Origin of the sequence: Simplicispira psychrophila DSM 11588 (assembly GCF_000688255.1) — a bacterium.
Taxonomy (GTDB): Bacteria; Pseudomonadota; Gammaproteobacteria; order Burkholderiales; family Burkholderiaceae_C; genus Simplicispira; species Simplicispira psychrophila.
Map to the genome: position 1 here is coordinate 14,873 of NZ_JHYS01000006.1, position 25,387 is coordinate 40,259.

Genomic DNA, 25,387 nt, shown 5'->3' on the forward strand with positions numbered 1-25,387 from the left:
TTTATGACTGACATCCGCCCCCGCCGTTTTGACCTGATTGCCTTTGACTGGGACGGCACGCTATTTGATTCGACACAAATCATCGTGCGCTGCATTCAGGCAGCGGTCAGCGATGTCGGCGGCGCTGTGCCCACTGACGAGGCTGCTGCCTATGTGATTGGCATGGCGCTGACGCAGGCACTGGCCCACGCCGCGCCAGATGTGCCGCCCGAAAAATACCCCGAACTGGGAAACCGCTACCGCTACCACTACGTGCGTCTGCAAGACGAAGTCAGCCTGTTTAAGGGTGTGTTACCGCTGCTGGATGACTTGCGCGCGCGCGGCCATTGGCTCGCCGTGGCGACTGGCAAGAGCCGGCGCGGCTTGAACGAGGCGTTGCACAGCGCGGCGCTGCGTGGTGTTTTTGACAGCTCGCGCACCGCCGACGAAACCGCTGGCAAACCGCATCCCCTGATGCTGCAAGAGTTGATGGCTGAATTCGATGTGGCGCCGCAGCGCGTGCTGATGATTGGCGACACCACCCACGATTTGCAGATGGCGTTGAGCGCCGGTTGCCCCAGTGTCGGCGTCAGCTATGGCGCCCACCCGGCAGATGCCTTGACCGGATTGCAGCCGCTGGTCATCGCGCACTCGGTGGCAGAGTTGCATGCCTGGCTGGTGCGCGAAGCTTGAACTGGCCTATGCCCACGCCACCCGCTGATCTTTCGCCTGCGACTGACGCTGCTCTGGTGCCCCTGTGTGCCAGCAGCGACTTGGTCAACAGCGGGCTGGCCGTTCCTTTTGATGTGCGCTATGGCCGCCAGACTTGCCGTGCCTTTGCCGTCCGCTTTGAAGGTCAGGCGCATGCCTATCTGAACCGCTGCACTCACATCGCCATGGAAATGGACTATCAGCCCAACCAATTTTTCGATGACAGCGGGCGTTGGTTGCTGTGTGCCACGCATGGCGCCACCTACGCTCCAGACACGGGCGCCGGGGTCGGCGGGCCATGCCGGGGTGGTCTGGTGAAGATCGCCTTGTCCGAGGCAGCAGGTGTGGTGCACTGGCATACTGCGCACAACCTTCAACCCGTCGAATTCTGAAATGACCCAGCCGAACCAGTTTCCCTCCAGTGGATCTGAACAAAAACCGCCTGTAACGCCCGATTTGTGGGCGCAAGCAGCTTCTGTTTCAGGAGCAAAAAAACCTGCGGACACACCTGGCTGGGAGCGCAGTGTGCTGGAAAAACTGGCTTTCTCCACCTTGACCGAACAGCGCAGCGCACGCCGCTGGCGCACCTTCACGCGCCTGGCGTGGCTGGTGTTTCTTATTTTCATCGTCTGGTGGGGCCTGTCGCGCGATATGGCCACCACCAGCAAAAGCGGTCCACACACCGCCGTGGTGGATATCAAGGGCGAAATCGCCTCGGGCGCCGAAGCCAGTGCCGAGTACGTGGTGGCGGCGCTGCGCAGTGCTTTTGAAGATGAAGGCTCCAAGGCGGTGGTGTTGCTGGTCAACTCGCCCGGCGGCAGCCCGGTGCAGGCCGGCATCATCAACGATGAAATCATGCGCCTCAAGGTCAAGCACGGCAAACCGCTGTATGCCGTGGTCGAAGAAACCTGTGCCTCTGCTGCCTACTACATTGCCTCTGCCGCCGACGAGATCTATGTTGACAAAGCCAGCATCGTCGGCAGCATTGGCGTGCTCATGGATGGCTTTGGCTTCACCGGTACCATGGAAAAATTGGGTGTTGAGCGCCGTCTGCTCACGGCTGGCGAGAACAAGGGGTTTCTGGATCCCTTCAGCCCGCAAACGGAAAAGCAGCGCGCTTATGCCCAAGCCATGCTCGACCAGATCCACCAGCAATTCATTGCCGTGGTCAAGGTCGGCCGCGGTGATCGCCTGAAAGAAACCCCTGAAATCTTCAGCGGCCTGTTCTGGACCGGTCAGCAGGCGATTGAGCTGGGGCTGGCAGACAAGCTGGGCAGCCTTGATTTTGTCGCGCGTGAAGTGGTGCACGCCGAGGAAATCATCGATTACACCCGCCGCGAAAATGTCGCCGAACGCTTGGCCAAGCGTTTTGGCGCCGCCATGGGCGGGGGCGCAGCGCAGGCTTTGCAATCGACAATGGCGCGTCTGCGCTGAAATACGTTGGCACGCGCTTGGCGCGCCAACGCTGAAATCACTGACAATGCGCCCCATGAAATGGCTTAATGAAGTGAAATGGGATGCGCAAGGCCTGGTGCCGGTGATTGCGCAGGAGCAGGGTACGGGCGACGTGCTGATGTTTGCCTGGATGAACCGCGAGGCACTACAAAAAACAGCCGAGCTCGGTCGTGCGGTGTATTTCAGCCGATCGCGCAAAAAGCTCTGGTTCAAGGGCGAAGAATCGGGCCATGTGCAAACTGTGCACAGCATCCGTGTTGATTGCGATCAGGATGTCATCTTGCTCACCGTGACGCAGCAAGGCCACCAGCCCGGTATCGCCTGCCATACCGGACGCCACAGCTGTTTTTTCAGCGTGCTGCGCGGCGGTGTCTGGCAAGCCACCGAGCCGGTCTTGAAAGATCCGCAAACCATCTATAAGTAATGCCGATCATGTCCTTGAATTCTTTGCCCCTTTCCGCCCCGCTGTCGCAAGACACGCTCGCTCGCCTGGCCGCCATCATTGAAAGCCGCAAGCCCAGCCAGGGTGGCGATCCGCAGACCAGTTATGTCTCGCGCTTGCTGCACAAAGGGCCGGATGCATTTCTGAAGAAAATAGGCGAAGAGGCCACCGAAGTGGTCATGGCGGCCAAGGATGTGGACCATGGGGCTGATCCGGCCAGTCTGGTGTATGAGGTGGCAGATCTGTGGTTTCACTCCATGATCGCTCTGGCCCACTATGGCCTGACGCCAGGCGATGTCTTGGCCGAACTGGAGCGCCGCGAGGGCACCAGCGGTATCGAAGAAAAAGCCTTGCGCAAGGCGGATGCGCGGGCCGTACAGGAAGCCTCGCCATGAACGATATCGATATCGTGGACGTGCAGACCCATGCCGAGCGGGCCGAAGGCCTCAAGGCGTGGGGCTGGGCGAGCTATGTGCTGCATCTGATCGTCGCTGTCGGCGCCGTCATTCCTAGCGCCCAGCCTGGTGCGGCGCTGCTGATCATTGCCCTCATCATTGATTTGGTGAAAAAAAGCGATGCCCAAGGTACATGGCAGGCCAGTCATTTTTCGTGGCGCATCCGCACCGTGTTGTGGGCGGGGCTGCTGTATGTGCTGACGGCGCCGTTGTGGCTGCTGTTTGTCTTTCCCGGTTGGATCGCCTGGGGCTTGATCTCGATCTGGTTCCTCTACCGCATCGTGCGTGGCATGGTCGCCATGAACCGCAGCGAGGCCCTTGCCGCCTGAGATGGCAGACGGGCCGATATGGGCCTGTCAGACGTCCCGTTCCTGCCCAGTGGCATGCCCTTCTCCCCCTTTTTGGACTGACCTATGCATGATGCCGATTGTATTTTTTGCAAAATTATTGCGGGTCAGATTCCCTCCCGCAAAGTGTATGAAGATGAAGAGATTTTTGCCTTTCACGACATTCATCCTTCAGCGCCCGTGCATTTCCTGATGGTGCCCAAAGTCCATCTGCCGTCGTTGGTACAAGCGCAGCCGGCGCAGGCCGCTCTGTTGGGGCGCATGCTGCTGCTGGCACCGCAACTGGCGCAAGAGCAAGGTTGTGCGCCTTACCCTGAGGGTGGGTGTCGGCTGATGATCAATACAGGTACCCAAGGGGGGCAAGAAGTCGATCATTTGCATGTTCATGTGCTGGCCGGTCCACGTCCCTAGCGCAAGGGCTAAAAGTGCGGACAGCAGCCACTGACATGGTTGTTGCAAGGGCTATAAAAATCGTGTCATATCCGCCGTCTAAAATGGATGGTATTCGTTAGGAGATTCTCATGGGCTCGTTTTCTATCTGGCACTGGTTGATTGTGCTGTTGATTGTGGTGATGGTGTTTGGCACCAAAAAGCTTAAGAACATGGGTTCTGATCTGGGCGGTGCTGTCAAAGGCTTTAAAGATGGCATGAGAGACGGTGGCGCCACCGACAGCGATGCCGTCACACCGCCGCCCAGTCAGGTAGCCAATCAGGCGGCAGTGGACAAGACCACGATCGACGTCGAAGCGCGGCAAAAGAGCTGACCCGTTGAGTTGGCACACGCATGATTGATATTGGCCTGTCTAAAATGGCGCTGATTGGTGCGGTGGCGCTCATTGTCATCGGACCGGAAAAATTGCCGCGCGTCGCCCGCACCGTGGGCACGCTGCTGGGCAAGGCGCAGCGCTATGTGGCCGACGTCAAGTCCGAGGTCAATCGCTCGATGGAGCTCGATGAGCTCAAGAAAATGAAACAGACCATGGAAGGCGCGGCGCGCGACGTCGAGCAGTCCATTCGAACCAATGCCAGCGAGTTTGAAAAAGACATGAACCATGCCGCCGGTCTCGGCCATGGGGACGTCAGCAATGATTTCGGCGACCCGTATAACGTGGTGCCCGCGTACCACAACCCGGGTAAAAAATGGCGTCTCAAGCGCGGTGCTATGCCCCAGTGGTACAAGTCGCGTAACGGTGTGCGCACCAAAGCCCTGTCGGGCGCGGCGCGCGTAGCGCGCTACCGGCCACAGAAATTCCATTGATGCGGGCGCGCTCTGCGCCGCATGGGCGGATGTGAGATCCGCAGCACTTCAACATGTCCGATACCCCCTCCAAAGACGACGAACTCTCGGGCACTGAGCAGCCGTTTGTGCAGCACCTCATGGAGCTGCGCGACCGCTTGGTCAAGGCGGCTATCGCCATTGGTATTGCAGCAGCCCTGCTGTTCTTTTTTCCGGGCCCGGGCGCACTTTACGACCTGCTGGCAGCACCGCTGGTAGCGCATTTGCCCAAAGGCGCCACGCTGATTGCCACCTCGGTGATCTCGCCTTTCATGGTGCCTTTGAAGATTTTGCTGATGGCGGCTTTTTTGCTGGCCTTACCGGTGGTGCTGTGGCAGATCTGGGGCTTTGTCGCTCCCGGGCTGTACGTGCATGAGAAAAAACTCGTATTGCCCTTGGTGGTGTCGAGCACTTTACTGTTTCTGGTCGGCGTGGCGTTTTGCTATTTTTTCGTCTTTGGCCAAGTGTTCAGCTTTATCCAGAGCTTTGCGCCCAAAAGCATCACCGCCGCGCCAGATATCGAGGCCTACCTGGGTTTTGTATTGACCATGTTCATAGCCTTTGGCATGGCCTTTGAGGTGCCTATCGTGGTGATCGTGCTGGCCCGCATGGGGCTGGTGAGCGTCGAAAAGCTCAAAGCTTTTCGCGGTTATTTCATCGTCCTGGCTTTCATCATTGCCGCCGTCGTCACCCCTCCCGATGTGGTGTCGCAGTTGGCACTGGCCGTTCCCATGTGCCTGCTGTATGAGGTGGGCATCTGGGCGGCGCAGATCTTCATCAAGCATACCCAGGCGCCCGAGGACGCTGATCAGACGGCCTGAAATGCTCTTGGAGTCGTTGTTTCGATATTGAGGATAAAAACAGCGCTTGTCGCTTACGGTATAAGCGCTAGATGCTATTGATTTTATAGTGATTGTATGGCGGTGCAGGTCAGCGCCGCGCCGGGCGTCGGGCCACCGGGCGCAGTCCGGGCGTGACCTTCAATTCCAGCATGCGACCCGCGCGCTGTACCTCGAACGTGGCCGCTATATCCGGTTTGAGCGCGGCCACGGTGGACAGCAGGGTAGGCACCGTATTGGTGCTGGTACCGGCGACGCGTACGATCACATCGCCGGGACGTATGCCTGCCTTGGCGCCCGGGCCATCTTGCAGCACGCCAGTGACAATTACACCCTCGGTGGCCTTTACGCCAAAGGTTTCCGCCAGTTCGGGTGACAACTCGCTCGGCTCCACGCCAATCCAGCCGCGTGTCACCTGGCCATCCTTGACGATGCCGTCCAGCACCATCTTGGCCGTCGATACCGGAATGGCAAAACCAATCCCCATGCTGCCGCCTGAGCGCGAATAAATGGCGGTGTTGATGCCCAGCAGGTTGCCATTGACATCGACCAGCGCGCCGCCTGAGTTGCCCGGGTTGATGGCGGCATCGGTCTGGATGAAATTTTCAAAAGTGTTGATGCCCAGTTGCGTGCGTCCGAGTGCACTGACGATGCCGCTGGTCACGGTCTGTCCGACACCAAACGGGTTGCCAATGGCCAGTACGCGGTCGCCCACGGCCAGCGCGTCAGAGTTGCCCAGCACGATCACCGGCAGCTTGTCGAGCTCGACTTTCAGGATCGCCAGATCAGTTTCCGGGTCGGTGCCAATAACGCGGGCGCGGGCGTGGCGACTGTCAGTCAGCGTGACCTCGATCTCGTCGGCGCCTTCCACCACGTGGTTGTTGGTCAGAATGTAGCCATCGGGGCTGATGATGACGCCGCTGCCCAGCCCCGCTTGGGCCTGCTGATCGCCCTGGTCGCCAAAGAAAAACTGAAACCACGGATCGTCACTGCGTGGGTGGCGCACGGCGGCCTTGCTGGTGTTGATACTGACCACCGCCGGCGCTGCCTTGCGTGCGGCCCCACTCAGGCTGCCGGACGCCGGCTGTGCCACGGAGGCGGGTGGGGCTTCGATCAGCGCGATGCCTGCGCTCGAAAGGCTGGTGCCACGGCGTATCCAGTCGGGCTGCAGCGTGGCCACGACGAAATAAGCCGCGACCAGAACAGTCACAGTTTGGGAAAATAGCAGCCAGAGGCGTTTCATGGAGTCGGTCAATCGTTGAGCCTGAGTGGGGGCTCATTGTCGCGCAAGCACCGCAGCCGTGCAGGGTGCAGGGCTGCGGCGCTGATAGGACAATAAAACCATGCACACCACCCGAGACACCCTGCGGCAGGCTTTTGATGCGCTGCTGCAACCCGAACGCTTCAAGGACTACAGCCCCAACGGCTTGCAAGTTGAAGGCAAATCGCGCATTGAGCGCCTGGTCAGCGGCGTCACCGCCAGCCAAGCGTTGATTGATGCCGCGATTGCCGAGCGTGCCGATGCCATTTTTGTCCACCATGGCCTGTTCTGGCGCGGTCAGAACGGGTGCGTCACCGGCTGGATGAAGCAGCGTCTGCAGCGCCTGCTCGTGCACGACATCAACCTGTTTGCCTACCACCTGCCGCTCGATGCCCACCCACAGTGGGGCAACAACGCACAATTGGGCCAGCGGCTGGGCTGGGTGGCGGACGCCCATTTTGGCGAGCAAGACCTGGGCTGCATCGCCAGTGCACCATACGACAGCGCGCAAGCGGTGGCGCAGCAGCTAGAGCAGGTGCTGGGTCGGCCCACTACATTGGTGCAGCCGCCACATGCCCAGGAGCGGCCGGTGCGGCGTGTGGCTTGGTGCACGGGTGGCGCACAGAGCTATTTTGAAGCCGCCATTGCTGCAGGAGCCGAGGTGTTTGTCACTGGCGAAATTTCTGAGCCTCAGGCCCACTTGGCGCGTGAGATGGGTGTCGCCTTCATCGCTGCCGGTCACCATGCTACCGAGCGCTATGGCTCCCCTGCGGTGGCAGCGCATGTGGCACAGGCGCATGGCTTCAGTCATGTTTTTATTGATATCGACAACCCGGCTTGAGAGCGCGTCCTGAGCGCAGTGCACAATATTTTGCTATTTTTTACCTAGCTAAAAGCGCTTGCATTTAAAGGCTTTGAAGCCATTTTTACTACAACTCTTTCATTTTGCTGCCCGCAGCAATCCGCTCCATGACTCTTTTAGCCATCACCCAGGGCGATTGCGCTGGCATCGGTCCCGAAATCATTGCCAAAGCGTTTCGCGATGCGCCCGACGATCTGCGCGGCTGCTTTGCGGTGGGCGATCTGGCCACGCTGCGCCGTGCGGCACAGTGCATCGAGCGTCCGGGTATGCCGGCCTTGCCGGTGGCGTTGATCACCGAGCCAGCGGCTGCGCTGTCGGTGCCGCTGCGCTGTTTGCCGGTGCTCCAGCTGGACGGCATCGCCGGTCCCCAGCCTTTTGGACAGATCAGTGCTGCTGCCGGCCAAGCGGCGGCGCAATGTGTGGTGTGGGCTGCGCAGGCGGCGCTGCGTGGCGCGATTGCCGGCCTGGTCACGGCGCCACTGCACAAAGAGGCGCTGCACGCGGCGGGCGTGGCTTACCCCGGTCACACCGAGTTATTGCAGGCCGAAGCGGCAGCGTGGCGTGGGGTGGTGCTGGCAGACATGCCGGTGCGCATGATGCTGGCCAGCGACGAGCTGCGCACCGTGCTGGTCAGCATCCATATGTCGATGCGTGCGGCGCTCGATGCCGTCACTTTCGACAACGTTTTGCAGACCTTGCACATCACCCACGCCGCCTTGCTGCGCAGCCTGGGGCACGCGCCGCGCATCGCCGTGGCGGGACTCAATCCGCACGCGGGCGAAGGCGGTCTGTTTGGGCGTGAAGAACTCGACGTGATTGCTCCGGCCGTGGCGCAGGCGCGCGCCCAGGGGCTGGACGTGACCGGGCCGTTGGCGCCGGATACGGTGTTCATGCGCGCCCGCCACACCGCTGGCAAACCTCGTGAATTTGACGTGGTCCTGGCTATGTACCACGACCAGGGATTGATCCCGGTGAAGTACCTGGGAGTCGACAAGGGCGTGAATGTCACCCTGGGCCTGCCGCTGGTGCGCACCAGCCCGGACCACGGCACAGCGTTTGATATTGCCGGTCAAGGTGTCGCCGATGCCTCCAGCTTGATCGAGGCTGTGCGCATGGCCAAAAAACTGGCATAAAGTGCCTCTAGCCCTTATGGGGTAAGCGCCTTAAGCTCTTGAATTTAGAGTGTTTTGGTGCTTGGAATCAGCGCTTGAGGCTGTCGCGGATTTCGCGCAGCAGTACGATATCTTCCGGGGTCACGACGACGGCGACTGGCACCACCGGCTGATTGCGCTTGAGCCGGTTGATTTGTCGCACCATCATGAAAATGATGAACGCCAGAATGAAAAAATTAACCGCCACAGTGATGAAATTGCCGTAGGCAAACACCGGTACGCCAGCTTTCTTCAACGCATCCAGCGTCCGGGGGATATCTGGCGGTACGCTGCCCAGCGCCACAAATAGGTTGGAAAAATCGAGCTTGCCAAACACCAGGCCGACGATCGGCATGATGAGGTCGCTCACGATGGAATCGACGATCTTGCCAAAGGCTGCACCAATGATCACGCCCACAGCGAGATCCAGCGCGTTGCCCTTGATCGCAAATTCCTTGAATTCTTGCACCATGCCCATGGCATTCCCCTTCAAAGTGATGGATGCGCAGAGTATCCGTCAGCAGGCACTTATGCGGTTGAACGCGGCGCACATCGGTCTGTTTGCAGAAAATGCAAGAGGTACTATTCACTCCGCTACAATTTGCGGTTGTCTCCCCAACCCTAGCGATGTTCATCGAGGACCCCCATGAGTGACAATCCAATCGACTCCAGTAAGCGGACGTGGCTGATCGCGACCGGCTGTGCGGGCGCCGTGGGCGGCGTGGCAACCGCCGTTCCTTTTGTAAGTTCTTTCCAGCCCTCCGAGAAGGCCAAAGCCGCTGGTGCTGCCGTCGAAGTGGATATTTCCGCTCTCAAGCCCGGTGAAAAAATGACCGTGGAATGGCGCGGCAAGCCTGTCTGGATCGTCAAGCGCACGCCCGAACAACTGGAGATACTGCCGACGCTGGATGGCCAATTGGCCGATCCCCGCTCCGAGCGCAAGCCGGATGAATTTACGCCCGTCTATGCTCGTAATGAGCATCGCTCGATCAAGCCCGAAATTCTCGTGGCTGTGGGTATTTGCCCGCACCTGGGGTGTTCACCTTCCGATAAATTCGCAGGGGGTCCACAACCGTCGCTTCCCGACGATTGGAAAGGCGGCTTTCTGTGTCCTTGCCACGGCTCTACCTTCGACATGGCAGGTCGCGTCTTCAAGAACAAGCCTTCGCCAGACAATCTGGAAGTGCCGCCGCATGTCTATCTCACAGACTCGCGCCTGCTCATCGGCTCCGATAAGAAAGCCTGAGGGACTGCACTATGGCTACATTCAAGGAAATTTCTCCCAATGCTTCGGGGGGCGCAAAGCTCACGAACTGGTTTGAAAACCGTTTTCCCACGGCATTTGACGCTTACCGCGTCCACATGTCCGAGTACTACGCGCCCAAGAATTTCAATTTCTGGTACATCTTTGGCTCGCTAGCGCTGTTGGTGCTGGTGATCCAGATCGTTACCGGCATTTTCCTGGTGATGCACTACAAGCCCGACGCTGCCAAGGCGTTCGAGTCGGTCGAGTACATCATGCGCGACGTGCCCTGGGGCTGGTTGATCCGCTACATGCACTCCACGGGTGCTTCGGCGTTCTTCATCGTCGTCTACCTGCACATGTTCCGCGGTCTGCTGTATGGCAGCTACCGCAAGCCACGTGAGCTGGTCTGGATTTTCGGTTGCGCGATTTTCCTCGCTCTGATGGCCGAAGCCTTCATGGGTTACCTGCTGCCTTGGGGCCAGATGTCGTACTGGGGCGCCCAGGTGATCGTTAACCTGTTCGCTGCCATTCCATTTGTCGGTCCTGACCTGGCGCTGCTGATTCGCGGTGATTACGTGGTCGGTGACGCTACCCTGAACCGCTTCTTCAGTTTCCACGTCATTGCCGTGCCGCTGGTGTTGATTGGTTTGGTCGTGGCGCACTTGCTGGCTCTGCACGACGTGGGTTCAAACAACCCTGATGGCATTGAAATCAAGGGCCCCAACGCCCCCAGGGACGCTCAGGGCCACCCGCTCGATGGCATTCCCTTCCACCCTTATTACACGGTGCATGACATCCTGGGTGTCTGCCTGTTCCTGATGGCCTTCACGGCGGTGATCTTCTTTGGTCCTGAGCTTGGCGGTTACTTTCTGGAGTACAACAACTTCATACCGGCCGATCCGCTGAAGACTCCGCTGCACATCGCTCCCGTCTGGTACTTCACGCCGTTCTATTCGATGCTGCGTGCCATTACCAGCGAGATGATGTATGCCCTGATTGTCTGCGTGCTGCTCGGTGCCGGTCTGGGCGTCCTCAAAGGTCGTATGCCTGCCATCATCAAGGGCGGCATCATGGTGGCCGCGCTGGTTGGCGTGGCGTTGATGCTCTCGATCGATGCCAAGTTCTGGGGCGTGGTCGTGATGGGTGGTGCTGTCGTCATCCTGTTCTTCCTGCCTTGGCTTGACTGTAGCCCGGTCAAGTCGATCCGCTACCGCCCGACATGGCACAAGTACATGTACGCCGTCTTCGTTTTCGTCTTTTTTGTCCTCGGCTACTTGGGTATCAAGGCACCCGGGGCTTGGGGCGAACTGGCTGGCCAGGATATTGCTCAGCGCGTATCCCAGATATTTACGCTGTTCTATTTCGGCTTCTTCCTGTTGATGCCGTGGTGGAGCCGTATCGGTGAGCCCAAGCGGGTTCCTGACCGCGTGACGTTCGCGGCGCATTGAGTGGAGATGCACACCATGAAAAAAATATTTCTCTCGATCATTGCCGCTCTGGGTCTGGTTGCAGGTGCTGCACACGCATCTGGTGGCTCCATGCCGCTGGATCAGGCGCCCAACAAGATCAATGACCAGGGTGCATTGCAAAATGGCGCCAAATTGTTTGTCAATTACTGCATTGGCTGCCATTCGGCGGCGTACATGCGCTACAACCGCCTGACCGACATTGGCCTGACCGAAGCCCAGATCAAGGACAACCTGCTGTTCACCACCGACAAAATCGGTGAAACCATGAAGTCCGCCATTGATTCCAAGCAAGCCAAGGAATGGTTTGGTGCCAATCCTCCTGACCTGACGGTGATTGCTCGTTCGCGCGCCGGTTTGGGTGGCACAGGTTCTGACTACCTCTACACCTTCTTGCGCACGTTTTATCGTGACGAGACCAAGGCTACCGGCTGGAATAACCTAGTCTTCCCGAGCGTTGGCATGCCGCACGCGCTGTGGCAATTGCAAGGTGAACGCCGTCCTATTTTTGAGGCCCACGAAAGCCATGGCAAGACCACCCAGGTGTTCAAGGGCTGGGAGCAAACTGCTGCTGGCACCATGACGCCCTTGCAATACGATGAAGCGGTCGGTGATCTGGTGGGTTATCTCCAGTGGATGGGCGAGCCCATACAAAACACCCGGGTTCGCATTGGCGTATGGGTTTTGATTTTCCTGGCCTTCACCACGGTGCTTGCTTGGAAACTGAATGCGTCTTTCTGGAAAGACGTCAAATAAAGTATTTTTTGCCAAGCCGCACCTTTGGGTGCGGCCCCGTTTCTAGAGTGGGCGCGCAATGCGTTCCACTCTTTTGGTTTTTTAGGAGTCTCTTGCCATGATGGTGCTTTATTCGGGTACAACTTGCCCTTTTTCCCACCGCTGCCGCTTTGTCTTGTTTGAAAAGGGTATGGATTTTGAAATCCGTGACGTTGACCTGTACAACAAGCCTGAAGACATCAACGTGATGAACCCATATGGCCAGGTGCCTATCTTGGTCGAGCGCGATCTGATCTTGTACGAATCGAACATCATCAATGAGTACATTGATGAGCGTTTTCCGCATCCGCAATTGATGCCCGGCGATCCAGTTGACCGTGCCCGCGTACGGCTGTTCTTGCTGAACTTTGAAAAAGAGTTGTTCGTACACGTCAATATCCTTGAGTCCCGCGTGACCAAGGGCAACGAGAAAGCACTTGAAAAAGCACGCGCTCACATACGAGATCGCCTGACTCAGCTGGCCCCAGTGTTCCTGAAAAACAAATACATGCTGGGCGAGAGTTTCTCTATGCTCGACGTCGCCATTGCACCACTGCTGTGGCGCCTGGACTACTACGGCATCGATCTGAGCAAGAATGCGGCGCCTTTGCTGAAATACGCGGAGCGTATTTTTTCGCGTCCTGCTTATATTGAAGCACTCACGCCTTCCGAGAAGGTCATGCGCAAATAAGCAGCGTACGTTTGTCTTTAACTTGTAGATCTGCACCATGAATGCACAGGAATCGACCACCACCCGTCCCTATCTGATCCGGGCGCTACATGAGTGGTGTACGGACAATGGCTTTACGCCGTATCTGGCCGTGCGCGTTGACGACTCCGTGCAGGTGCCGCGTGAATACGTCAAGGACGGTGAAATCGTGCTCAACGTGGGTATCGATGCTACCAATGCCTTGCAATTGGGTAACGATTTCATTGAATTTACAGCGCGTTTTGGCGGCAAGCCGCGTGACATCATGGTACCTGTGGGGCGGGTGATTGCCATTTATGCACGTGAAAATGGCCAAGGCATGGCATTTCCGCCGCCGCTGGATGTACTCACAAATATGGATGAATCGTCTTTTGGTACGGCACATATGCCGCTGCATGAGGTCGGAGCAGCCGATGCCGACGGTGCCGACGACGAGCGCGTGGTGCAATTGGTGCCCACCGAGACGGCGCCTGGGGATAGCGGCGATGCGCCCCGTCCACCGCCACATGCAGGTCCAAAGCGAGCAGCCTTGAAGCGGGTGAAATAAACGCAGTAGAGATGCAATAAATTTAGGCCAATTTCGCTATTAGAATATGGCCTTCGCCGATTTAGCTCAGTTGGTAGAGCAACCGCCTTGTAAGCGGTAGGTCGTCAGTTCGATTCCGACAATCGGCACCATCACAAAGCCCAAGGCCGCTGACTGCTATGCAGTGAGCGGCCTTTTGCATTGTTGACTGAGGCAGCGCTGCCGACTACTGCAGACCGCGTCAGTGAGAGGTTTGAACTTTCAGCCGGATGGTGTTGACGTTCCAGCCCTTGGTGCGCAAATGTGCTGCCAAGGCGGGCAAAAGTTGGCGCAGTTTGGCCGCTGCTGCGTTGTTTTTCACCAGCAAGCACCAGCTATCACCCTCAATGGGTCCGGCCTGGATGGCAGCGTGGAGGCCGATGGGAATTAATGCCTGCACCACGCGTAGGCGCTCGCTAGAGTCGCGCGTCAATGCCACCAGTTTGGCCAGCATGGGGGCTTCTTGTGAGGCTTGCGCTAGCGTGATGGCGTAGTGGCGGCGATTCATGGCAAATAGCCCGAGGGGCAGAGCAAACAATGCATAGTGCTGCTGATTATGAGCGGCGCTCAGCCTCGCTTGATTTCGGTGCGCAAAGGCCAAGCTGCAGGCGGCTAAAATCATCGGCTCGGATCCCACCGGCACGCATTTGCCAAACTTGGAATGTCGCTTGGTGGCCCCAACTGAAATTACTTCTTTTTAGGGATTCTGGCCGCTGGCTGTGCCTTGCGCATGGAAAGCGGACCTATTCGCATGGCCACCAACTTCCTCACTAAAATTTTCGGTAGCCGCAATGACCGGCTGCTCAAGCAATACCGCAAGACCGTCGCCCAGATCAACGCCATGGAACCCTCCTTTGAGGGTTTGAGCGATGAGGCACTGCGCGCCAAGACGCAAGAATTCAAGGATCGCGTCGCCAAGGGCGAGACCCTGGATGCGGTGTTGCCTGAAGCCTTTGCCGTAGTGCGCGAGGGTTCCAAGCGCATCATGAAAATGCGCCACTTCGACGTGCAGCTGGTAGGCGGCATGGCGCTGCACTACGGCAAGGTCGCTGAAATGCGCACTGGTGAGGGTAAAACCCTGACCGCTACCTTGCCGGTGTACCTGAATGCCTTGTCGGGCAACGGGGTGCATTTGGTGACGGTGAACGATTACCTTGCCAGCCGTGACGCCAAATGGATGGGGCGTTTGTACAACTTCCTCGGGCTGACGGTGGGCATCAACCTGCCCAATCTGCCGCGCGAAGAAAAGCAGGCAGCGTACGCCTCTGACATCACCTACGGTACCAACAACGAGTACGGTTTTGACTATCTGCGCGACAACATGGTCTATGAAGCACACGATCGTGTGCAGCGCAAACTCAATTACGCCATCATCGACGAGGTCGATTCGATCCTGATCGACGAAGCGCGCACACCGCTCATCATCAGCGGTCAGGCGGAAGACCACACGGCCATGTACTTGGCGATGCACAAGGTGGTGCCGATGCTGGTGCGCCAAGAGGGCGAAGCCGACCCACGCACCGGCGAGGGCGTGACCAAGCCAGGCGACTTCACATTGGATGAGAAAACCCACCAAGTCTTTCTGACCGAGCAAGGCCACGAAACCGCTGAGCGCGTGCTGGCTGCGCAGGGCTTGATTGCGTCCGGAGCCTCGCTGTACGATCCGTCCAACATCTCGCTGATGCACCACTTGTACGCAGCGCTGCGGGCCACGAACCTGTACCACCGCGACCAGCATTACGTGGTGCAAGAGGGTGAAATTGTCATCGTGGACGAGTTCACTGGCCGCCTGATGGCAGGTCGGCGCTGGAGTGAAGGCCTGCACCAAGCCGTGGAAGCCAAGGAAGGCGTGCAGATCCAGGCAGAAAACCAGACGCTGGCTTCCATCACCTTCCAGAACTATTTCCGCTTGTACAACAACCTCGGTGGCATGACCGGCACGGCGGACACTGAAGCCTACGAATTCCAGGAAATCTACGGCTTGGAGACCGTGGTCATTCCACCCAACCGTCCGAGCAAACGCGAAGACCAGCTCGATCGCGTCTACAAGACCACGCGCGAAAAATATGAAGCTGCGATCAAGGACATCCGCGAGTGCTATGAGCGCGGCCAGCCGGTGCTGGTGGGTACCTCGTCGATTGAAAACTCTGAAATCATCGACCAGTTGCTGAACGAGGCCAAGCTGCCGCACCAAGTGCTCAACGCCAAGCAGCATGCCCGCGAGGCCGACATCGTGGCCCAAGCCGGGCGCGCCGGCATGATCACTATCGCTACCAACATGGCGGGCCGGGGCACGGACATTGTGCTGGGCGGCAATATTGAGAAAGACATTTCGGCTATTGAAATGGATGAGTCGCTGGACGAGGCTACGAAGCAGTCGCGCATCGCCCAATTGCGTGCCGACTGGGCCGTGGACCACGAAAAAATCAAGGCGCTGGGCGGCTTGCGCATTATTGCGACCGAGCGCCATGAATCGCGCCGTATCGATAACCAGCTGCGCGGGCGTTCCGGCCGCCAGGGTGACCCGGGTTCTTCGCGTTTTTATCTGAGCCTGGACGATTCCTTGATGCGTATCTTCGCGGGCGACCGCGTCAAGGCCATCATGGACCGACTGAAGATGCCCGATGGTGAAGCTATTGAGGCCGGCATCGTCACGCGCAGCATCGAGTCGGCACAGCGCAAGGTCGAGGCGCGCAACTTTGACGTGCGCAAGCAGTTGCTGGAATACGACGACGTCGCCAATGACCAGCGCAAGGTCATCTACGAGCAGCGCAACGACATTCTGGATGCCTCCGATCTGTCGGAGGTGCTTGCCGCCATGCGCGAAGACAGCTTTACCGACCTAGTGCGCCAATACGTCCCCGCCGAATCGGTGGAAGAGCAATGGAACCTGCCGGCGCTGGAAAAGGTACTGGCTGAAGACTGGCAGATGACGCTGCCGTTGCAATCGTTGTTGGAAGGGGCACAGTCGATTACCGACGATGAGATTCTGGAAAAGGTCGTCCAGGCCGGACATGCCATTTTTGATGCCAAGGTCGAGTTGGTGGGCCATGAAAACTTCACCCAGTTCGAACGTGCGGTGCTGCTGCAAAGCTTTGACTCGAACTGGCGCGACCATTTGAGCGCGCTCGATTACTTGCGCCAGGGGATTCATTTGCGCGGCTATGCGCAAAAGCAGCCCAAGCAGGAATACAAGCGCGAAGCGTTCGAGCTGTTCCGCCAGCTGATTGACATGGTGAAAAATGAAGTCACCAAGACACTGATGACGGTGCAGGTGCAATCGCCGACGCAATTGGACCAGGCGGCGGAAGACATGGAGCAGCGTGCCGAAAGCATCGCCAACCTCACTTACAGCTCGCCGACCGAGACCGGTGAAGTGGAAACGGTAGTCGATGAGAGTACGCTGCGCCATGCCCAGCCAGCGATGCCGGGTGCGCGTACCGGGCGCAACGACCCCTGCCCGTGCGGCAGCGGCAAAAAATACAAGCAGTGCCACGGTAAGCTGGCGTAATTTCTGCGCGATCAATACACGGGCTGCGGCCCGTGTTGTCATTTTCAAACCCGGTGTTGTGTGCCTCCGATTTTTTGAAAGAAATCCATGCCAGTGAATCTCCCTGTTCCCGTTGCCGCTGATCTCCATGCCATCGCCGGTGTCCGCATCGGTGTCACCGAAGCAGGCGTGCGCAAGACGCAGCGCAAGGACTTGACGGTGTTTCTGCTCGATGAAGGCACCGCTGTGGCCGGTGTATTCACGCAAAACCGCTTTTGTGCCGCCCCAGTGCAGATTTGCCGCGAGCACTTGGCGGGTGGATCGGCCATCCGCGCCATGGTGATCAACACCGGCAATGCCAACGCCGGCACCGGCGCTGATGGATTGGCGCGTGCACGCCAGACCTGCGGCGCACTGGCCGAAGAGCTGGCGTTGGCGCCGGGGCAAATTCTGCCGTTCTCCACGGGCGTCATCATGGAGCCGCTGCCGGTCGAGCGCATCGTCGCCGGCCTGCCGGCCGCCATTAGCGACGCGTCGCCAGCGCATTGGGGCCGCGCTGCTGAAGGCATCATGACCACCGACACCGTGCCCAAGGCGTGCAGCGCTCAGGTGCAGATTGGCGGCGTCACCGTATCGATCACCGGCATCAGCAAGGGCGCCGGCATGATTCGCCCGAACATGGCGACCATGCTCGGTTTCATGGCCACCGATGCCCGCATTGCCCCCGCGCTGTTGCAGCAGTTGGCGAAGGAGCTGGCCGATCAGTCGTTTAACCGCATCACCATTGATGGCGACACTTCGACCAATGACTCTTTCATCGTCATGGCCACGCAGCGCGCCGCCCATGCGCCGATCACCTCGCTGGACAGCACCGAAGGGCAGGCCTTGAAGGCTGCTTTGCTGGCCGTAGCGCAACAGCTGGCCCAGGCCATCGTGCGCGATGGTGAAGGTGCCACCAAGTTCATCACCGTGCGGGTGGAAGGGGGCAAAAGCAGCGAAGAATGCCGCAAAGTGGCCTACGCCATTGCCCACTCACCACTGGTCAAGACGGCTTTTTTTGCCAGCGACCCGAACCTGGGCCGTATTTTGGCGGCTGTGGGCTATGCCGGCATCGACGATCTGGACCAGACTGGCATTGATCTGTATCTGGACGATGTAGCGGTGGCGCTGCAAGGTGGGCGCAACCCCGATTACCGCGAAGAAGATGGCCAGCGGGTGATGCAGCAAAGCGAAATCACCGTGCGTGTGCTGCTCGGGCGTGGCACGGCACAGGACACCGTCTGGACCTGCGATCTGAGCCACGAGTACGTCACCATCAACGCTGATTATCGCTCTTGAAATCATAGCTGTTAGCGCTTGCCGTATAAGGGCTAGAAGCCAAAATGAACCAAAAATTTGAACATTTGATGCTGCGTGCCGAACAGCTGATTGTGCGCATCGAAGCCGTCCTGCCTCAGCCTCTGGGCGCACCCGACTGGACGGCAGCCATTGCTTGGCGCTACCGCAAGCGCAGCAGCGGGCATGGTGCGCTGGAGCCGGTGCGCCATGTGGCGCCTCTGCAGCTGAGCGACCTGCAAGAAATCGACGGCCAGAAAGAAAAAATCCAGCGCAATACCGCACAATTTGTGCGCGGTGCGCTGGCCAACAATGTGCTACTGACAGGCGCGCGCGGCACTGGTAAATCATCGCTGATCAAGGCCTGCCTGAATGCCTATGCCGCACAAGGTCTGCGCCTGATCGAAGTCGATAAGGCTGATTTGATCGATCTGCCTGACATCATGGAGGTGGTGTCTGGCCGGCCCGAAAAATTCATCGTGTTTTGTGATGACCTGAGTTTTGACGAGGGCGAATCAGGCTACAAGGCCCTCAAGTCGATGCTGGATGGCTCGATTTCCGCTGCCACGCCGAACGTGCTGATCTACGCCACCAGCAACCGCCGCCACCTGCTGCCCGAGTACATGAAGGACAACCTGAGCTACACCCGTACGGAGGACGGCGAGGTGCACCCGGGCGAAGTCATCGAAGAAAAAATTTCGCTGTCCGAGCGCTTTGGCTTATGGGTCAGTTTTTACCCATTTAGCCAGGATGAATATCTGGCTATCGTGGCGCAATGGCTGTCGTCTTTTGGCGTGGATGCGCAGACCATTGCCCAGGCGCGGCCGCAGGCGCTGATCTGGGCGCTGGAGCGCGGCTCGCGCAGTGGCCGTGTCGCCTACCAGTTTGCGCGCGACTTTTCTGGGCGCAGCGGTGTCTGACGCTGTGTCACAGTCCGATGCGTCGCTGGTGCGACCGCACACGGAGGTGGCCGTCGGCATCTTGCTGCGCGCCGATGGCGCCTTGCTGCTGACGACCCGGCCAGCGGGCAAGGCGTATGCCGGGTACTGGGAGTTTCCTGGCGGCAAGCTCGAAGCGGGTGAGAGCGTAGCGCAGGCATTGCGCCGCGAATTGATCGAAGAGTTGGGTATCACCATCGGCCCAGCCGAGGTCTGGAAAGTGACCGAGCACGATTACCCGCATGCACTGGTGCGTTTGCACTGGTGCAAGGTGTACGAGTGGACCGGTGAATTGCAGATGCGCGAGGGCCAGCGCATGGCCTGGCAGCCGTGGCCACCGACGGTGCGACCGATTTTGCCGGGCGCCTTGCCTGTGCTGCAGTGGCTGGCACAAGAACATGGCCAGGATTTTGATCCGTTAATACTATTTATTTGATAGCTTTATCCGCAGGTTCCATAACCGCTTGAGGCCTATTTAACCCCTATCGGAAGCCATTCTGGGTGCTTTAGTCCTGCTGGCGTGGATCGCCATAGGGTGCGTCATCGGGCGGTGCCTCTGTCGGCACGCGAAAGCTCTCTGCCGCCCAAGCGCCAAAATCGATCTGTTTGCAGCGCTCACTGCAAAAAGGGCGCCACGGATTGGCCGGGCTGTACAGGCTGGGGCCACCGCAGCGCGGACAGACCACTTGCCTGGGGGCTGGGGTGTCGGAGGAGGGTGGTTTTTTGTGATTGCTCATGGACATGGGCCAGCCGTCATTCAGGCGCACAGCGTCAGTTCAAAAGAGGCATTTTCGGTGCTGGCTTGCAGATGGCCATCGTCCAGGGGGCGCATCAAGCGCACCGATACCATCAGGCGGTTGCCGCTGATTTCAGGAATAACGCCTTGTGCCGGGTCCATGCGCAAGCGCAGCAACTGAAAAGTGCGCCCAGAGGGCAGATTTTGCTGAAAATGCCCGCGTTCAGCCGCCACTTTTTGCGGTGCGCCAGAGTCGCGCAACAACTTGAGTAACACGTAGATGGCTTCAGCCAAAGGCGCCAAGCTGGAGGCCCAGCCTTCCAACGCTTGCTGGCGCAGCTCGGGTGCATGGTGCTGCCAAGCGTAGTAGCTTGGCAGGTCAAAGCCGCAGGTGCCGCCGGGAATACCGATACGACTGCGGATGCTCATCAGCCAATCGTTTTCTGTCAGGGTCTGGCCCGCCTTGCCAGCCTGGGCATTGAGGGCCTGAAAACACCGGTCCAATTGCGCAAAAATACCGTCCAGGGCCGTTTCGGAGATGGATGGATTGCCCCGGTAGCTGGCGAGCAGCTGCTTTTGCTTTTCGATGTCTTTGAGAATATCGGACTTGAGATCCGCACGCGCCGCCACATCCATGATTTCAAAAATCGTGGCCAGGGCGAAATGGTGGTCCAGCGCGTGGATGCGCGGGATGAGCTCACCCAACCGCAGAAGCAGCTGTTCCAGCCGCAGGTAGGTTCGGATGCGTTCGTTAAATGGATATTCGTAAAGAATCACGCTGCCGGGTTCCTGGAGGAGCGGTGGAAAAATGCGGGTGCGAACCAGGGAGGGGTTGAAAGAATGGTCAGTATGGGGGTCGAATCATAGCCCGAACTGCACGGCCACCTGGTGCACCTGAGCCTGCAGCGCCTGAAGTGACAGACCATCGTTATACAACACCACATCTGCCGCTGCGCGCCGTGCACTGCGGCTGGCCTGGGCGGTAATGATGTTTTCAATGGCTTCTGGCGCCAGCGCATTGCGTGCCATGACGCGGCCCATTTGTGTTTCTATTCGGCAGTCCACCACCACAACAGCGTCGAGCTGGCGTCGCCAGTGACCGGATTCGACCAGCAAAGGGATATCAAAAACTACCAGACGCTGGCCTGCAGCGACGGCGGCATCCACCTGGGCGGTAGTGAGCTGCCCCACCAGGGGGTGCACGATGGCTTCCAGTCGCTTGCGCGAAGCCGGCGCGGAAAATGCCAGTGCGCGCATACGGTCGCGATGGAGTGCGCCGTTGGCATCTATGTAGTCTGGCCCGAACGTCTGCGCAATGGCGGCCATGGCGGCGCCGCCAGGCCCGGTCACAGTGCGCGCCAAGCAGTCAGCATCGATCAGCACTGCGCCGCAGTGCACCAGTATTTGCGCCACTGTACTTTTGCCACTGCCAATGCCTCCGGTCAGTCCCAATCGGGTGGTGTGCTGCCTGTGGGTGCTCACAGACCGAGCGCTCCCAGAATGGTATTGAGGACTGCTTGTGGGCCAAATACCATGGCGATCAGTCCCGCACCCACCAGAAAAGGCCCAAATGGAATGTAGCCGCCTTCGCGCAGGCCGCTAGAGAATTTCATGGCGATGCCCACCACCGCGCCAACGACTGAGGCGAGCAGGATCAGAGGTACCAGCGCTTGCCAGCCAAACCAGGCGCCCAAGGCGGCATACAACTTGAAGTCGCCAAAACCCATGCCCTCTTTGCCGGTAGCGAGCTTGAATCCCCAGTACACCGTCCACAAAGATAGGTATCCAGCAGCAGCACCTATTACAGAATCAAACAAAGGAGCCTGAATCCATTGCAGCGCGGAGGCCAGCAATCCGGCCCACAAGAGCGGCAATGTCAGGTTGTCGGGCAGCAGCGTGGTATCCCAGTCAATCATTGCCAGGGTCACCAGTACGGCAGAAAAACCACACCACGCCAGACCGGTAGGCGTTGCGCCCCAGCGCTGGACGCAGAGGAAAAATAAGGCCGCTGTGACCAGTTCGATTACGGGGTAGCGGGCGCTGATGGGCGCAGTGCAAGAGGAGCAACGACCGCGCAGGAACAGATAGCTCAGGACGGGAATGTTTTCATGTGCGCGTAACTGGTGGCCACAGCTTTGGCACCGTGAACGCGGCATCCACAGGTTGAAGACTTCCGGTGCAGGCGCTGCGCCAGCTGGGGCAGCGCCCAGATCGGCAGCATAGTCGGCGGCTTCAGCCGCCCATTGGCGCTCCAAAATTTGGGGCAGGCGGTAGATAACGACGTTTAAGAAACTACCAATCAGCAGTCCAAAAATACCAGCCAAGGCGGCGTTCAGCCAAGGTTCGAGCCACATCAGACGACCTGACCGAGTTTGAAGATGGGCAGGTACATGGAGACCACGATGCCGCCAATCAGGGAGCCTAGAAAGACGATGATGATGGGTTCCATGAGGCTGGAAAGGCCGGCCACCATTTCGTCCACTTCTGCTTCATAAAAATCAGCTGCTTTACCCAGCATATGGTCGATGGAGCCGGATTCTTCGCCAATGGCGCACATTTGCAGCACCATCGAAGGAAAAATATTGGCATTGCCCATGGCGGCCGTCAGGCTGGTGCCGGTCGAGACCTCTTGTTGAATTTTTTCGGTGGCTATGGCGTAGACCGAGTTGCCGGCTGCTCCGCCGACTGAATCGAGTGCTTCCACTAGAGGCACACCAGCAGCAAACATGGTGGAGAGCGTGCGTGTCCAGCGTGCCACGGCTGATTTCTCAATCAGGATACCAAAAACGGGGATACGCAGCACCACCCGGTCCATGACCTGCTGCATTTTTTCACTGCGTCGCCAAGCCTGCATGAAAAAATAGAAACCGCCGCCGATGACACCAAAAATAAGCCACCACCATTGCACAAATACTTCGCTGATGGCCATCACGAAAAGCGTGGGAGCGGGCAGGTCAGCGCCGAAAGAGGAAAATACTTCCTTGAAAGCCGGAATCACAAAAATCATAATTACGGTGACAACGACAAAAGCTACGATCACCACAGAAATTGGATACATCAAGGCCGATTTAATTTTTGACTTGATAGCTTCGGTTTTCTCCATATAGAGCGCCAGCCGGTCGAGCAATGCCTCCAGAATACCGGCTGCTTCACCAGCACCCACCAGATTGCAATAGAGGCTGTCGAAATACAGTGGATATTTTCGAAAGGCACCACTCAATGAGGTGCCGGTTTCGACATCGGCTCGAATGTCATTGAGTAGTTTTCCTACGCTGGGATTGGTGTTGCCACGTCCCACAATATCAAACGACTGCAGTAGGGGTACGCCAGCTTTCATCATGGTGGCCATCTGGCGTGTGAACAGTGCAATATCCTTGGGCTTTATCTTTTTGCCCGCACGCATCCGGCGTTTTTTGATTTTTGTTGGAAAAACGCCCTGGCGGCGCAAGGTGGCCTGGACCTGATTTTCACCTGAGGCACGCAGTTCGCCGCGTACGATTTTTCCGTGGCGGTCTTTACCTTCCCATTCAAAGACAAAATCTTTGACGCTCCGTGATGCAGCCGTTGCCATAGCGCTTCCTCTTTGGATCGGTCTTATAAGTTGGTCACGGCCAGAACTTCTTCGATAGAAGTCATGCCCAGTTTGGCTTTATGCAGGCCGGCGTCGCGCAGTGATCGCACGCCTTCGAGTTTGGCTTGGGCAGCAATTTCAAGGGCATTGCCATCGCGCAAGATAATGCGCTGAATTTCTTCAGTAATGGGCATAACCTGGTAGATGCCCACGCGTCCTTTGTAGCCGTTGTTGCAGGCGCTGCAGCCTATGGGTTTATAAGGAGCCCATGAACCATCAATTTCTTCATCAGAATATCCGGCATCTAGAAGTGCCTCATGGGGAATGTCGGAGGGTGCCTTGCACTGCGGACACAAGCGCCGTGCCAGTCGCTGAGCGGTAATCAGAATGACGCTGGAGGCAATATTGAAGGGCGCAATCCCCATGTTGCGCATCCGTGTAAGTGTGGTTGGTGCGTCGTTGGTATGCAGGGTGGATAACACCAAGTGGCCTGTTTGCGCGGCCTTGATCGAAATATCTGCAGTTTCAATATCGCGAATTTCTCCGACCATGATGATGTCCGGATCTTGGCGCAGAAAGGACTTCAGGGCTACGGCAAAAGTCAGCCCGGCCTTGTCATTGACACTCACCTGGTTGACGCCTGGCAGGGTAATTTCACAGGGGTCCTCTGCCGTGGCGATATTTACGCCAGGCTTGTTTAGAAGATTAAGGCAGGTGTAGAGAGACACAGTTTTGCCTGATCCCGTAGGACCAGTGACCAAAATCATGCCGTAGGGCCTGGAAATGGCATCTAACAGACGTGCTTTTTCTATCGGCTCATACCCCAGTGCATCAATACCCATTTTGGCACTGCTGGGGTCGAGGATACGAATAACAATTTTTTCACCAAACAGTGTGGGCAGGGTGCTCACCCGAAAATCGATCACCCGATCCGGGCCGACTTTCAATTTCATCTTGCCGTCTTGGGGCACACGTTTTTCGGAGATGTCCAGACGTGAAATTACCTTGATGCGGGATGCCAGCTTGTCCTTGATGGCGATGGGCGGCGAGGCAATTTCACGCAGCTCTCCATCGACTCGAAAGCGCACCCGGTAATGGTGTTCATAGGGTTCAAAATGCAAATCGGAAGCACGCATGTTGAAGGCATCTACCAGCATTTTGTGCAAGAACCTGACAATCGGGGCGTCTTCGACTTCGGTGGTATTAGTCTCTGGTGCCTCGGGTGTGTCTTCTACCGGAGCATCATCAAATTCAAAATCGCCACCGCCACTGGTGAGGGTGTCGAGCGCTTCCCCGGCCGTCTTGCTGTTGCTTTCAACCAGTTTGGTCAGTTTGTCATATTCGGCAATGACCCAGTCCACACCCATTTGGGTAGAAAATTTTATTTTCTCCGCGGCTTCCTGATCAGTGGGATCGGCGGTGGCGACCGTCAGGCGATTATTACGTTTACTGAGTACAACAACTCGGTAAGACAGGCAGATTTTGGTGTCGAGTAAATCGCGCGGCAGCCGCAGCGGATCAATTGCGTTGAGATCCAGCAAGGGGGCGCCAAAAACCGCCGATACTGTGTGCGCTAAGTCGGCCGCAGAAACGACTCCAGAGCCAGTCAGCTCAGCTATGAAGCTGGTTTTGCTCGCCTGTGATTTTTTGTAAGTATCTTCGGCTGATTTTTGTGTCAGTTTGCCAGCAGAAATCAGCGCCCGACCTAAGCCTGGGAGGGCAGCTGTTGCCGGTTCTTTTTGAGTGTTATCAACAGCAGCCATAGAACCGGGAATGTAT

At 58.0% G+C, this 25,387-nt stretch carries 30 protein-coding genes and 1 tRNA gene; 22 read left to right on the top strand and 9 right to left on the bottom strand.

Translation table 11 applies throughout. From position 1 onward, the window contains the following. The first annotated feature begins 3 nt into the window (after positions 1-3). From Q390_RS0107735 to tatC, 10 genes are all read left to right on the top strand, one after another. On the top strand, positions 4-672 hold the full coding sequence (locus tag Q390_RS0107735) for an HAD family hydrolase (RefSeq protein ID WP_027995537.1): 669 nt from the start codon (positions 4-6) through the stop codon (positions 670-672). A gap of 8 nt (positions 673-680) precedes the next feature. Beyond that, positions 681-1,082 carry a Rieske (2Fe-2S) protein gene (locus Q390_RS0107740; RefSeq protein ID WP_051603125.1) on the top strand — a complete coding sequence of 134 codons (402 nt, stop codon included), beginning with the start codon at positions 681-683 and terminating at the stop codon, positions 1,080-1,082. A gap of 1 nt (position 1,083) precedes the next feature. Next, entirely contained in the window at positions 1,084-2,124 is a 1,041-nt protein-coding gene (locus Q390_RS0107745) for a S49 family peptidase (RefSeq protein WP_027995539.1), read from the top strand. A gap of 46 nt (positions 2,125-2,170) precedes the next feature. Next, on the top strand, positions 2,171-2,569 hold the full coding sequence (gene hisI / locus Q390_RS0107750) for a phosphoribosyl-AMP cyclohydrolase (protein ID WP_211250430.1): 399 nt from the start codon (positions 2,171-2,173) through the stop codon (positions 2,567-2,569). A gap of 8 nt (positions 2,570-2,577) precedes the next feature. Beyond that, positions 2,578-2,982 (top strand): phosphoribosyl-ATP diphosphatase, encoded by a 405-nt coding sequence (locus Q390_RS0107755; protein WP_037472552.1) that lies wholly within the window; start codon positions 2,578-2,580, stop codon positions 2,980-2,982. Beyond that, positions 2,979-3,371, top strand: a complete 393-nt coding sequence (locus tag Q390_RS0107760) for a DUF4870 family protein (protein WP_027995542.1) — start codon at positions 2,979-2,981, stop codon at positions 3,369-3,371. The genes Q390_RS0107755 and Q390_RS0107760 overlap by 4 nt, the downstream gene beginning before the upstream one ends. Before the next feature lie 84 nt (positions 3,372-3,455). Then, a complete protein-coding gene (locus Q390_RS0107765; protein WP_027995543.1) occupies positions 3,456-3,800 on the top strand; it encodes a histidine triad nucleotide-binding protein in 345 nt (114 codons plus the stop codon). 110 nt (positions 3,801-3,910) lie between these two features. Then, positions 3,911-4,153 (top strand): Sec-independent protein translocase subunit TatA, encoded by a 243-nt coding sequence (gene tatA, locus Q390_RS0107770; RefSeq protein ID WP_027995544.1) that lies wholly within the window; start codon positions 3,911-3,913, stop codon positions 4,151-4,153. A 20-nt stretch (positions 4,154-4,173) separates the two neighbouring features. Beyond that, a complete protein-coding gene (gene tatB, locus Q390_RS0107775; RefSeq protein ID WP_027995545.1) occupies positions 4,174-4,647 on the top strand; it encodes a Sec-independent protein translocase protein TatB in 474 nt (157 codons plus the stop codon). Positions 4,648-4,700: 53 nt separating this feature from the next. Beyond that, the gene (tatC, locus tag Q390_RS0107780; RefSeq protein WP_027995546.1) at positions 4,701-5,486 is read left to right on the top strand and encodes a twin-arginine translocase subunit TatC; all 786 of its coding nucleotides are present in this window, start codon (positions 4,701-4,703) and stop codon (positions 5,484-5,486) included. Between the two features lie 109 nt (positions 5,487-5,595). Here tatC and Q390_RS0107785 read toward each other — a convergent pair whose 3' ends face one another. Beyond that, on the bottom strand, positions 5,596-6,747 hold the full coding sequence (locus tag Q390_RS0107785; protein ID WP_027995547.1) for a trypsin-like peptidase domain-containing protein: 1,152 nt from the start codon (positions 6,745-6,747) through the stop codon (positions 5,596-5,598). Between the two features lie 100 nt (positions 6,748-6,847). Between Q390_RS0107785 and Q390_RS0107790 the strand changes: the two genes are divergently transcribed. After that, on the top strand, positions 6,848-7,606 hold the full coding sequence (locus tag Q390_RS0107790) for a Nif3-like dinuclear metal center hexameric protein (protein WP_037472515.1): 759 nt from the start codon (positions 6,848-6,850) through the stop codon (positions 7,604-7,606). A 128-nt stretch (positions 7,607-7,734) separates the two neighbouring features. Continuing rightward, a complete protein-coding gene (pdxA, locus tag Q390_RS0107795) occupies positions 7,735-8,760 on the top strand; it encodes a 4-hydroxythreonine-4-phosphate dehydrogenase PdxA (RefSeq protein WP_027995549.1) in 1,026 nt (341 codons plus the stop codon). Between the two features lie 67 nt (positions 8,761-8,827). Here pdxA and mscL read toward each other — a convergent pair whose 3' ends face one another. Continuing rightward, positions 8,828-9,256 (bottom strand): large conductance mechanosensitive channel protein MscL, encoded by a 429-nt coding sequence (gene mscL, locus Q390_RS0107800; RefSeq protein ID WP_027995550.1) that lies wholly within the window; start codon positions 9,254-9,256, stop codon positions 8,828-8,830. Positions 9,257-9,424: 168 nt separating this feature from the next. Here mscL and petA point away from each other — a divergent pair, with 168 nt between their 5' ends. From petA to Q390_RS0107830, 6 genes are all read left to right on the top strand, one after another. After that, positions 9,425-10,024 (top strand): ubiquinol-cytochrome c reductase iron-sulfur subunit, encoded by a 600-nt coding sequence (petA, locus tag Q390_RS0107805; protein WP_027995551.1) that lies wholly within the window; start codon positions 9,425-9,427, stop codon positions 10,022-10,024. Between the two features lie 11 nt (positions 10,025-10,035). Further along, a complete protein-coding gene (locus Q390_RS0107810; RefSeq protein ID WP_027995552.1) occupies positions 10,036-11,472 on the top strand; it encodes a cytochrome b in 1,437 nt (478 codons plus the stop codon). Positions 11,473-11,487: 15 nt separating this feature from the next. Beyond that, positions 11,488-12,246: a cytochrome c1 gene (locus Q390_RS0107815; protein ID WP_027995553.1), complete on the top strand. Its 759-nt coding sequence runs from the start codon at positions 11,488-11,490 to the stop codon at positions 12,244-12,246. Positions 12,247-12,343: 97 nt separating this feature from the next. Continuing rightward, positions 12,344-12,955, top strand: a complete 612-nt coding sequence (locus Q390_RS0107820) for a glutathione S-transferase N-terminal domain-containing protein (protein ID WP_027995554.1) — start codon at positions 12,344-12,346, stop codon at positions 12,953-12,955. A 37-nt stretch (positions 12,956-12,992) separates the two neighbouring features. Next, positions 12,993-13,520 carry a ClpXP protease specificity-enhancing factor gene (locus tag Q390_RS0107825; protein WP_027995555.1) on the top strand — a complete coding sequence of 176 codons (528 nt, stop codon included), beginning with the start codon at positions 12,993-12,995 and terminating at the stop codon, positions 13,518-13,520. Between the two features lie 55 nt (positions 13,521-13,575). Next, positions 13,576-13,651 (top strand) — tRNA-Thr (locus Q390_RS0107830). Positions 13,652-13,740: 89 nt separating this feature from the next. On the opposite strand, the gene Q390_RS0107835 is transcribed toward Q390_RS0107830, so the two are convergent. Further along, entirely contained in the window at positions 13,741-14,046 is a 306-nt protein-coding gene (locus tag Q390_RS0107835; RefSeq protein ID WP_027995556.1) for a hypothetical protein, read from the bottom strand. Between the two features lie 243 nt (positions 14,047-14,289). Here Q390_RS0107835 and secA point away from each other — a divergent pair, with 243 nt between their 5' ends. From secA to Q390_RS0107855, 4 genes are all read left to right on the top strand, one after another. Continuing rightward, positions 14,290-17,049, top strand: a complete 2,760-nt coding sequence (gene secA / locus Q390_RS0107840) for a preprotein translocase subunit SecA (protein WP_027995557.1) — start codon at positions 14,290-14,292, stop codon at positions 17,047-17,049. Between the two features lie 87 nt (positions 17,050-17,136). After that, positions 17,137-18,366 (top strand): bifunctional glutamate N-acetyltransferase/amino-acid acetyltransferase ArgJ, encoded by a 1,230-nt coding sequence (argJ, locus tag Q390_RS0107845; RefSeq protein ID WP_027995558.1) that lies wholly within the window; start codon positions 17,137-17,139, stop codon positions 18,364-18,366. Positions 18,367-18,410: 44 nt separating this feature from the next. Further along, on the top strand, positions 18,411-19,283 hold the full coding sequence (locus Q390_RS0107850) for an ATP-binding protein (protein WP_027995559.1): 873 nt from the start codon (positions 18,411-18,413) through the stop codon (positions 19,281-19,283). A gap of 4 nt (positions 19,284-19,287) precedes the next feature. Further along, positions 19,288-19,737: an NUDIX domain-containing protein gene (locus Q390_RS0107855; protein WP_027995560.1), complete on the top strand. Its 450-nt coding sequence runs from the start codon at positions 19,288-19,290 to the stop codon at positions 19,735-19,737. Between the two features lie 70 nt (positions 19,738-19,807). Here the strand turns inward: Q390_RS0107855 and Q390_RS0107860 are convergent, their stop codons facing one another. The 6 genes from Q390_RS0107860 to pilB all read right to left on the bottom strand — a co-directional run bounded on the left by Q390_RS0107860 (position 19,808) and on the right by pilB (position 25,371). Then, a complete protein-coding gene (locus Q390_RS0107860) occupies positions 19,808-20,038 on the bottom strand; it encodes a DNA gyrase inhibitor YacG (protein WP_027995561.1) in 231 nt (76 codons plus the stop codon). A gap of 20 nt (positions 20,039-20,058) precedes the next feature. Continuing rightward, entirely contained in the window at positions 20,059-20,814 is a 756-nt protein-coding gene (zapD, locus tag Q390_RS0107865; protein ID WP_027995562.1) for a cell division protein ZapD, read from the bottom strand. An 84-nt stretch (positions 20,815-20,898) separates the two neighbouring features. After that, the gene (gene coaE / locus Q390_RS0107870; protein WP_027995563.1) at positions 20,899-21,519 is read right to left on the bottom strand and encodes a dephospho-CoA kinase; all 621 of its coding nucleotides are present in this window, start codon (positions 21,517-21,519) and stop codon (positions 20,899-20,901) included. Beyond that, positions 21,516-22,391, bottom strand: a complete 876-nt coding sequence (locus Q390_RS0107875; protein ID WP_027995564.1) for a prepilin peptidase — start codon at positions 22,389-22,391, stop codon at positions 21,516-21,518. The genes coaE and Q390_RS0107875 overlap by 4 nt, the downstream gene beginning before the upstream one ends. Further along, on the bottom strand, positions 22,391-23,608 hold the full coding sequence (locus Q390_RS0107880) for a type II secretion system F family protein (protein WP_027995565.1): 1,218 nt from the start codon (positions 23,606-23,608) through the stop codon (positions 22,391-22,393). Before Q390_RS0107880 ends, Q390_RS0107875 begins: the two co-directional genes overlap by 1 nt. A 23-nt stretch (positions 23,609-23,631) precedes the next feature. Then, positions 23,632-25,371, bottom strand: coding sequence for a type IV-A pilus assembly ATPase PilB (gene pilB / locus Q390_RS0107885; RefSeq protein ID WP_027995566.1), 1,740 nt, complete (start codon positions 25,369-25,371; stop codon positions 23,632-23,634). Between the last annotated feature and the right edge of the window lie 16 nt (positions 25,372-25,387).

Bases quoted from the DNA above. Each gene is read 5' to 3' on its own strand.
- tatB (WP_027995545.1), top strand. From the start codon at position 4,174: ATGATTGATATTGGCCTGTCTAAAATGGCGCTGATTGGTGCGGTGGCG.
- Q390_RS0107835 (WP_027995556.1), bottom strand. From the start codon at position 14,046: ATGAATCGCCGCCACTACGCCATCACGCTAGCGCAAGCCTCACAAGAA.
- pdxA (WP_027995549.1), top strand. From the start codon at position 7,735: ATGACTCTTTTAGCCATCACCCAGGGCGATTGCGCTGGCATCGGTCCC.
- mscL (WP_027995550.1), bottom strand. From the start codon at position 9,256: ATGGGCATGGTGCAAGAATTCAAGGAATTTGCGATCAAGGGCAACGCG.
- Q390_RS0107790 (WP_037472515.1), top strand. From the start codon at position 6,848: ATGCACACCACCCGAGACACCCTGCGGCAGGCTTTTGATGCGCTGCTG.
- Q390_RS0107820 (WP_027995554.1), top strand. From the start codon at position 12,344: ATGATGGTGCTTTATTCGGGTACAACTTGCCCTTTTTCCCACCGCTGC.
- hisI (WP_211250430.1), top strand. From the start codon at position 2,171: ATGCGCCCCATGAAATGGCTTAATGAAGTGAAATGGGATGCGCAAGGC.
- secA (WP_027995557.1), top strand. From the start codon at position 14,290: ATGGCCACCAACTTCCTCACTAAAATTTTCGGTAGCCGCAATGACCGG.
- Q390_RS0107755 (WP_037472552.1), top strand. From the start codon at position 2,578: ATGTCCTTGAATTCTTTGCCCCTTTCCGCCCCGCTGTCGCAAGACACG.
- petA (WP_027995551.1), top strand. From the start codon at position 9,425: ATGAGTGACAATCCAATCGACTCCAGTAAGCGGACGTGGCTGATCGCG.
- tatA (WP_027995544.1), top strand. From the start codon at position 3,911: ATGGGCTCGTTTTCTATCTGGCACTGGTTGATTGTGCTGTTGATTGTG.
- Q390_RS0107880 (WP_027995565.1), bottom strand. From the start codon at position 23,608: ATGGCAACGGCTGCATCACGGAGCGTCAAAGATTTTGTCTTTGAATGG.
- argJ (WP_027995558.1), top strand. From the start codon at position 17,137: ATGCCAGTGAATCTCCCTGTTCCCGTTGCCGCTGATCTCCATGCCATC.
- Q390_RS0107735 (WP_027995537.1), top strand. From the start codon at position 4: ATGACTGACATCCGCCCCCGCCGTTTTGACCTGATTGCCTTTGACTGG.
- Q390_RS0107740 (WP_051603125.1), top strand. From the start codon at position 681: ATGCCCACGCCACCCGCTGATCTTTCGCCTGCGACTGACGCTGCTCTG.
- Q390_RS0107760 (WP_027995542.1), top strand. From the start codon at position 2,979: ATGAACGATATCGATATCGTGGACGTGCAGACCCATGCCGAGCGGGCC.
- Q390_RS0107785 (WP_027995547.1), bottom strand. From the start codon at position 6,747: ATGAAACGCCTCTGGCTGCTATTTTCCCAAACTGTGACTGTTCTGGTC.
- tatC (WP_027995546.1), top strand. From the start codon at position 4,701: ATGTCCGATACCCCCTCCAAAGACGACGAACTCTCGGGCACTGAGCAG.
- Q390_RS0107875 (WP_027995564.1), bottom strand. From the start codon at position 22,391: ATGTGGCTCGAACCTTGGCTGAACGCCGCCTTGGCTGGTATTTTTGGA.
- Q390_RS0107745 (WP_027995539.1), top strand. From the start codon at position 1,084: ATGACCCAGCCGAACCAGTTTCCCTCCAGTGGATCTGAACAAAAACCG.
- Q390_RS0107825 (WP_027995555.1), top strand. From the start codon at position 12,993: ATGAATGCACAGGAATCGACCACCACCCGTCCCTATCTGATCCGGGCG.
- Q390_RS0107810 (WP_027995552.1), top strand. From the start codon at position 10,036: ATGGCTACATTCAAGGAAATTTCTCCCAATGCTTCGGGGGGCGCAAAG.
- Q390_RS0107815 (WP_027995553.1), top strand. From the start codon at position 11,488: ATGAAAAAAATATTTCTCTCGATCATTGCCGCTCTGGGTCTGGTTGCA.
- Q390_RS0107860 (WP_027995561.1), bottom strand. From the start codon at position 20,038: ATGAGCAATCACAAAAAACCACCCTCCTCCGACACCCCAGCCCCCAGG.
- Q390_RS0107850 (WP_027995559.1), top strand. From the start codon at position 18,411: ATGAACCAAAAATTTGAACATTTGATGCTGCGTGCCGAACAGCTGATT.
- Q390_RS0107765 (WP_027995543.1), top strand. From the start codon at position 3,456: ATGCATGATGCCGATTGTATTTTTTGCAAAATTATTGCGGGTCAGATT.
- pilB (WP_027995566.1), bottom strand. From the start codon at position 25,371: ATGGCTGCTGTTGATAACACTCAAAAAGAACCGGCAACAGCTGCCCTC.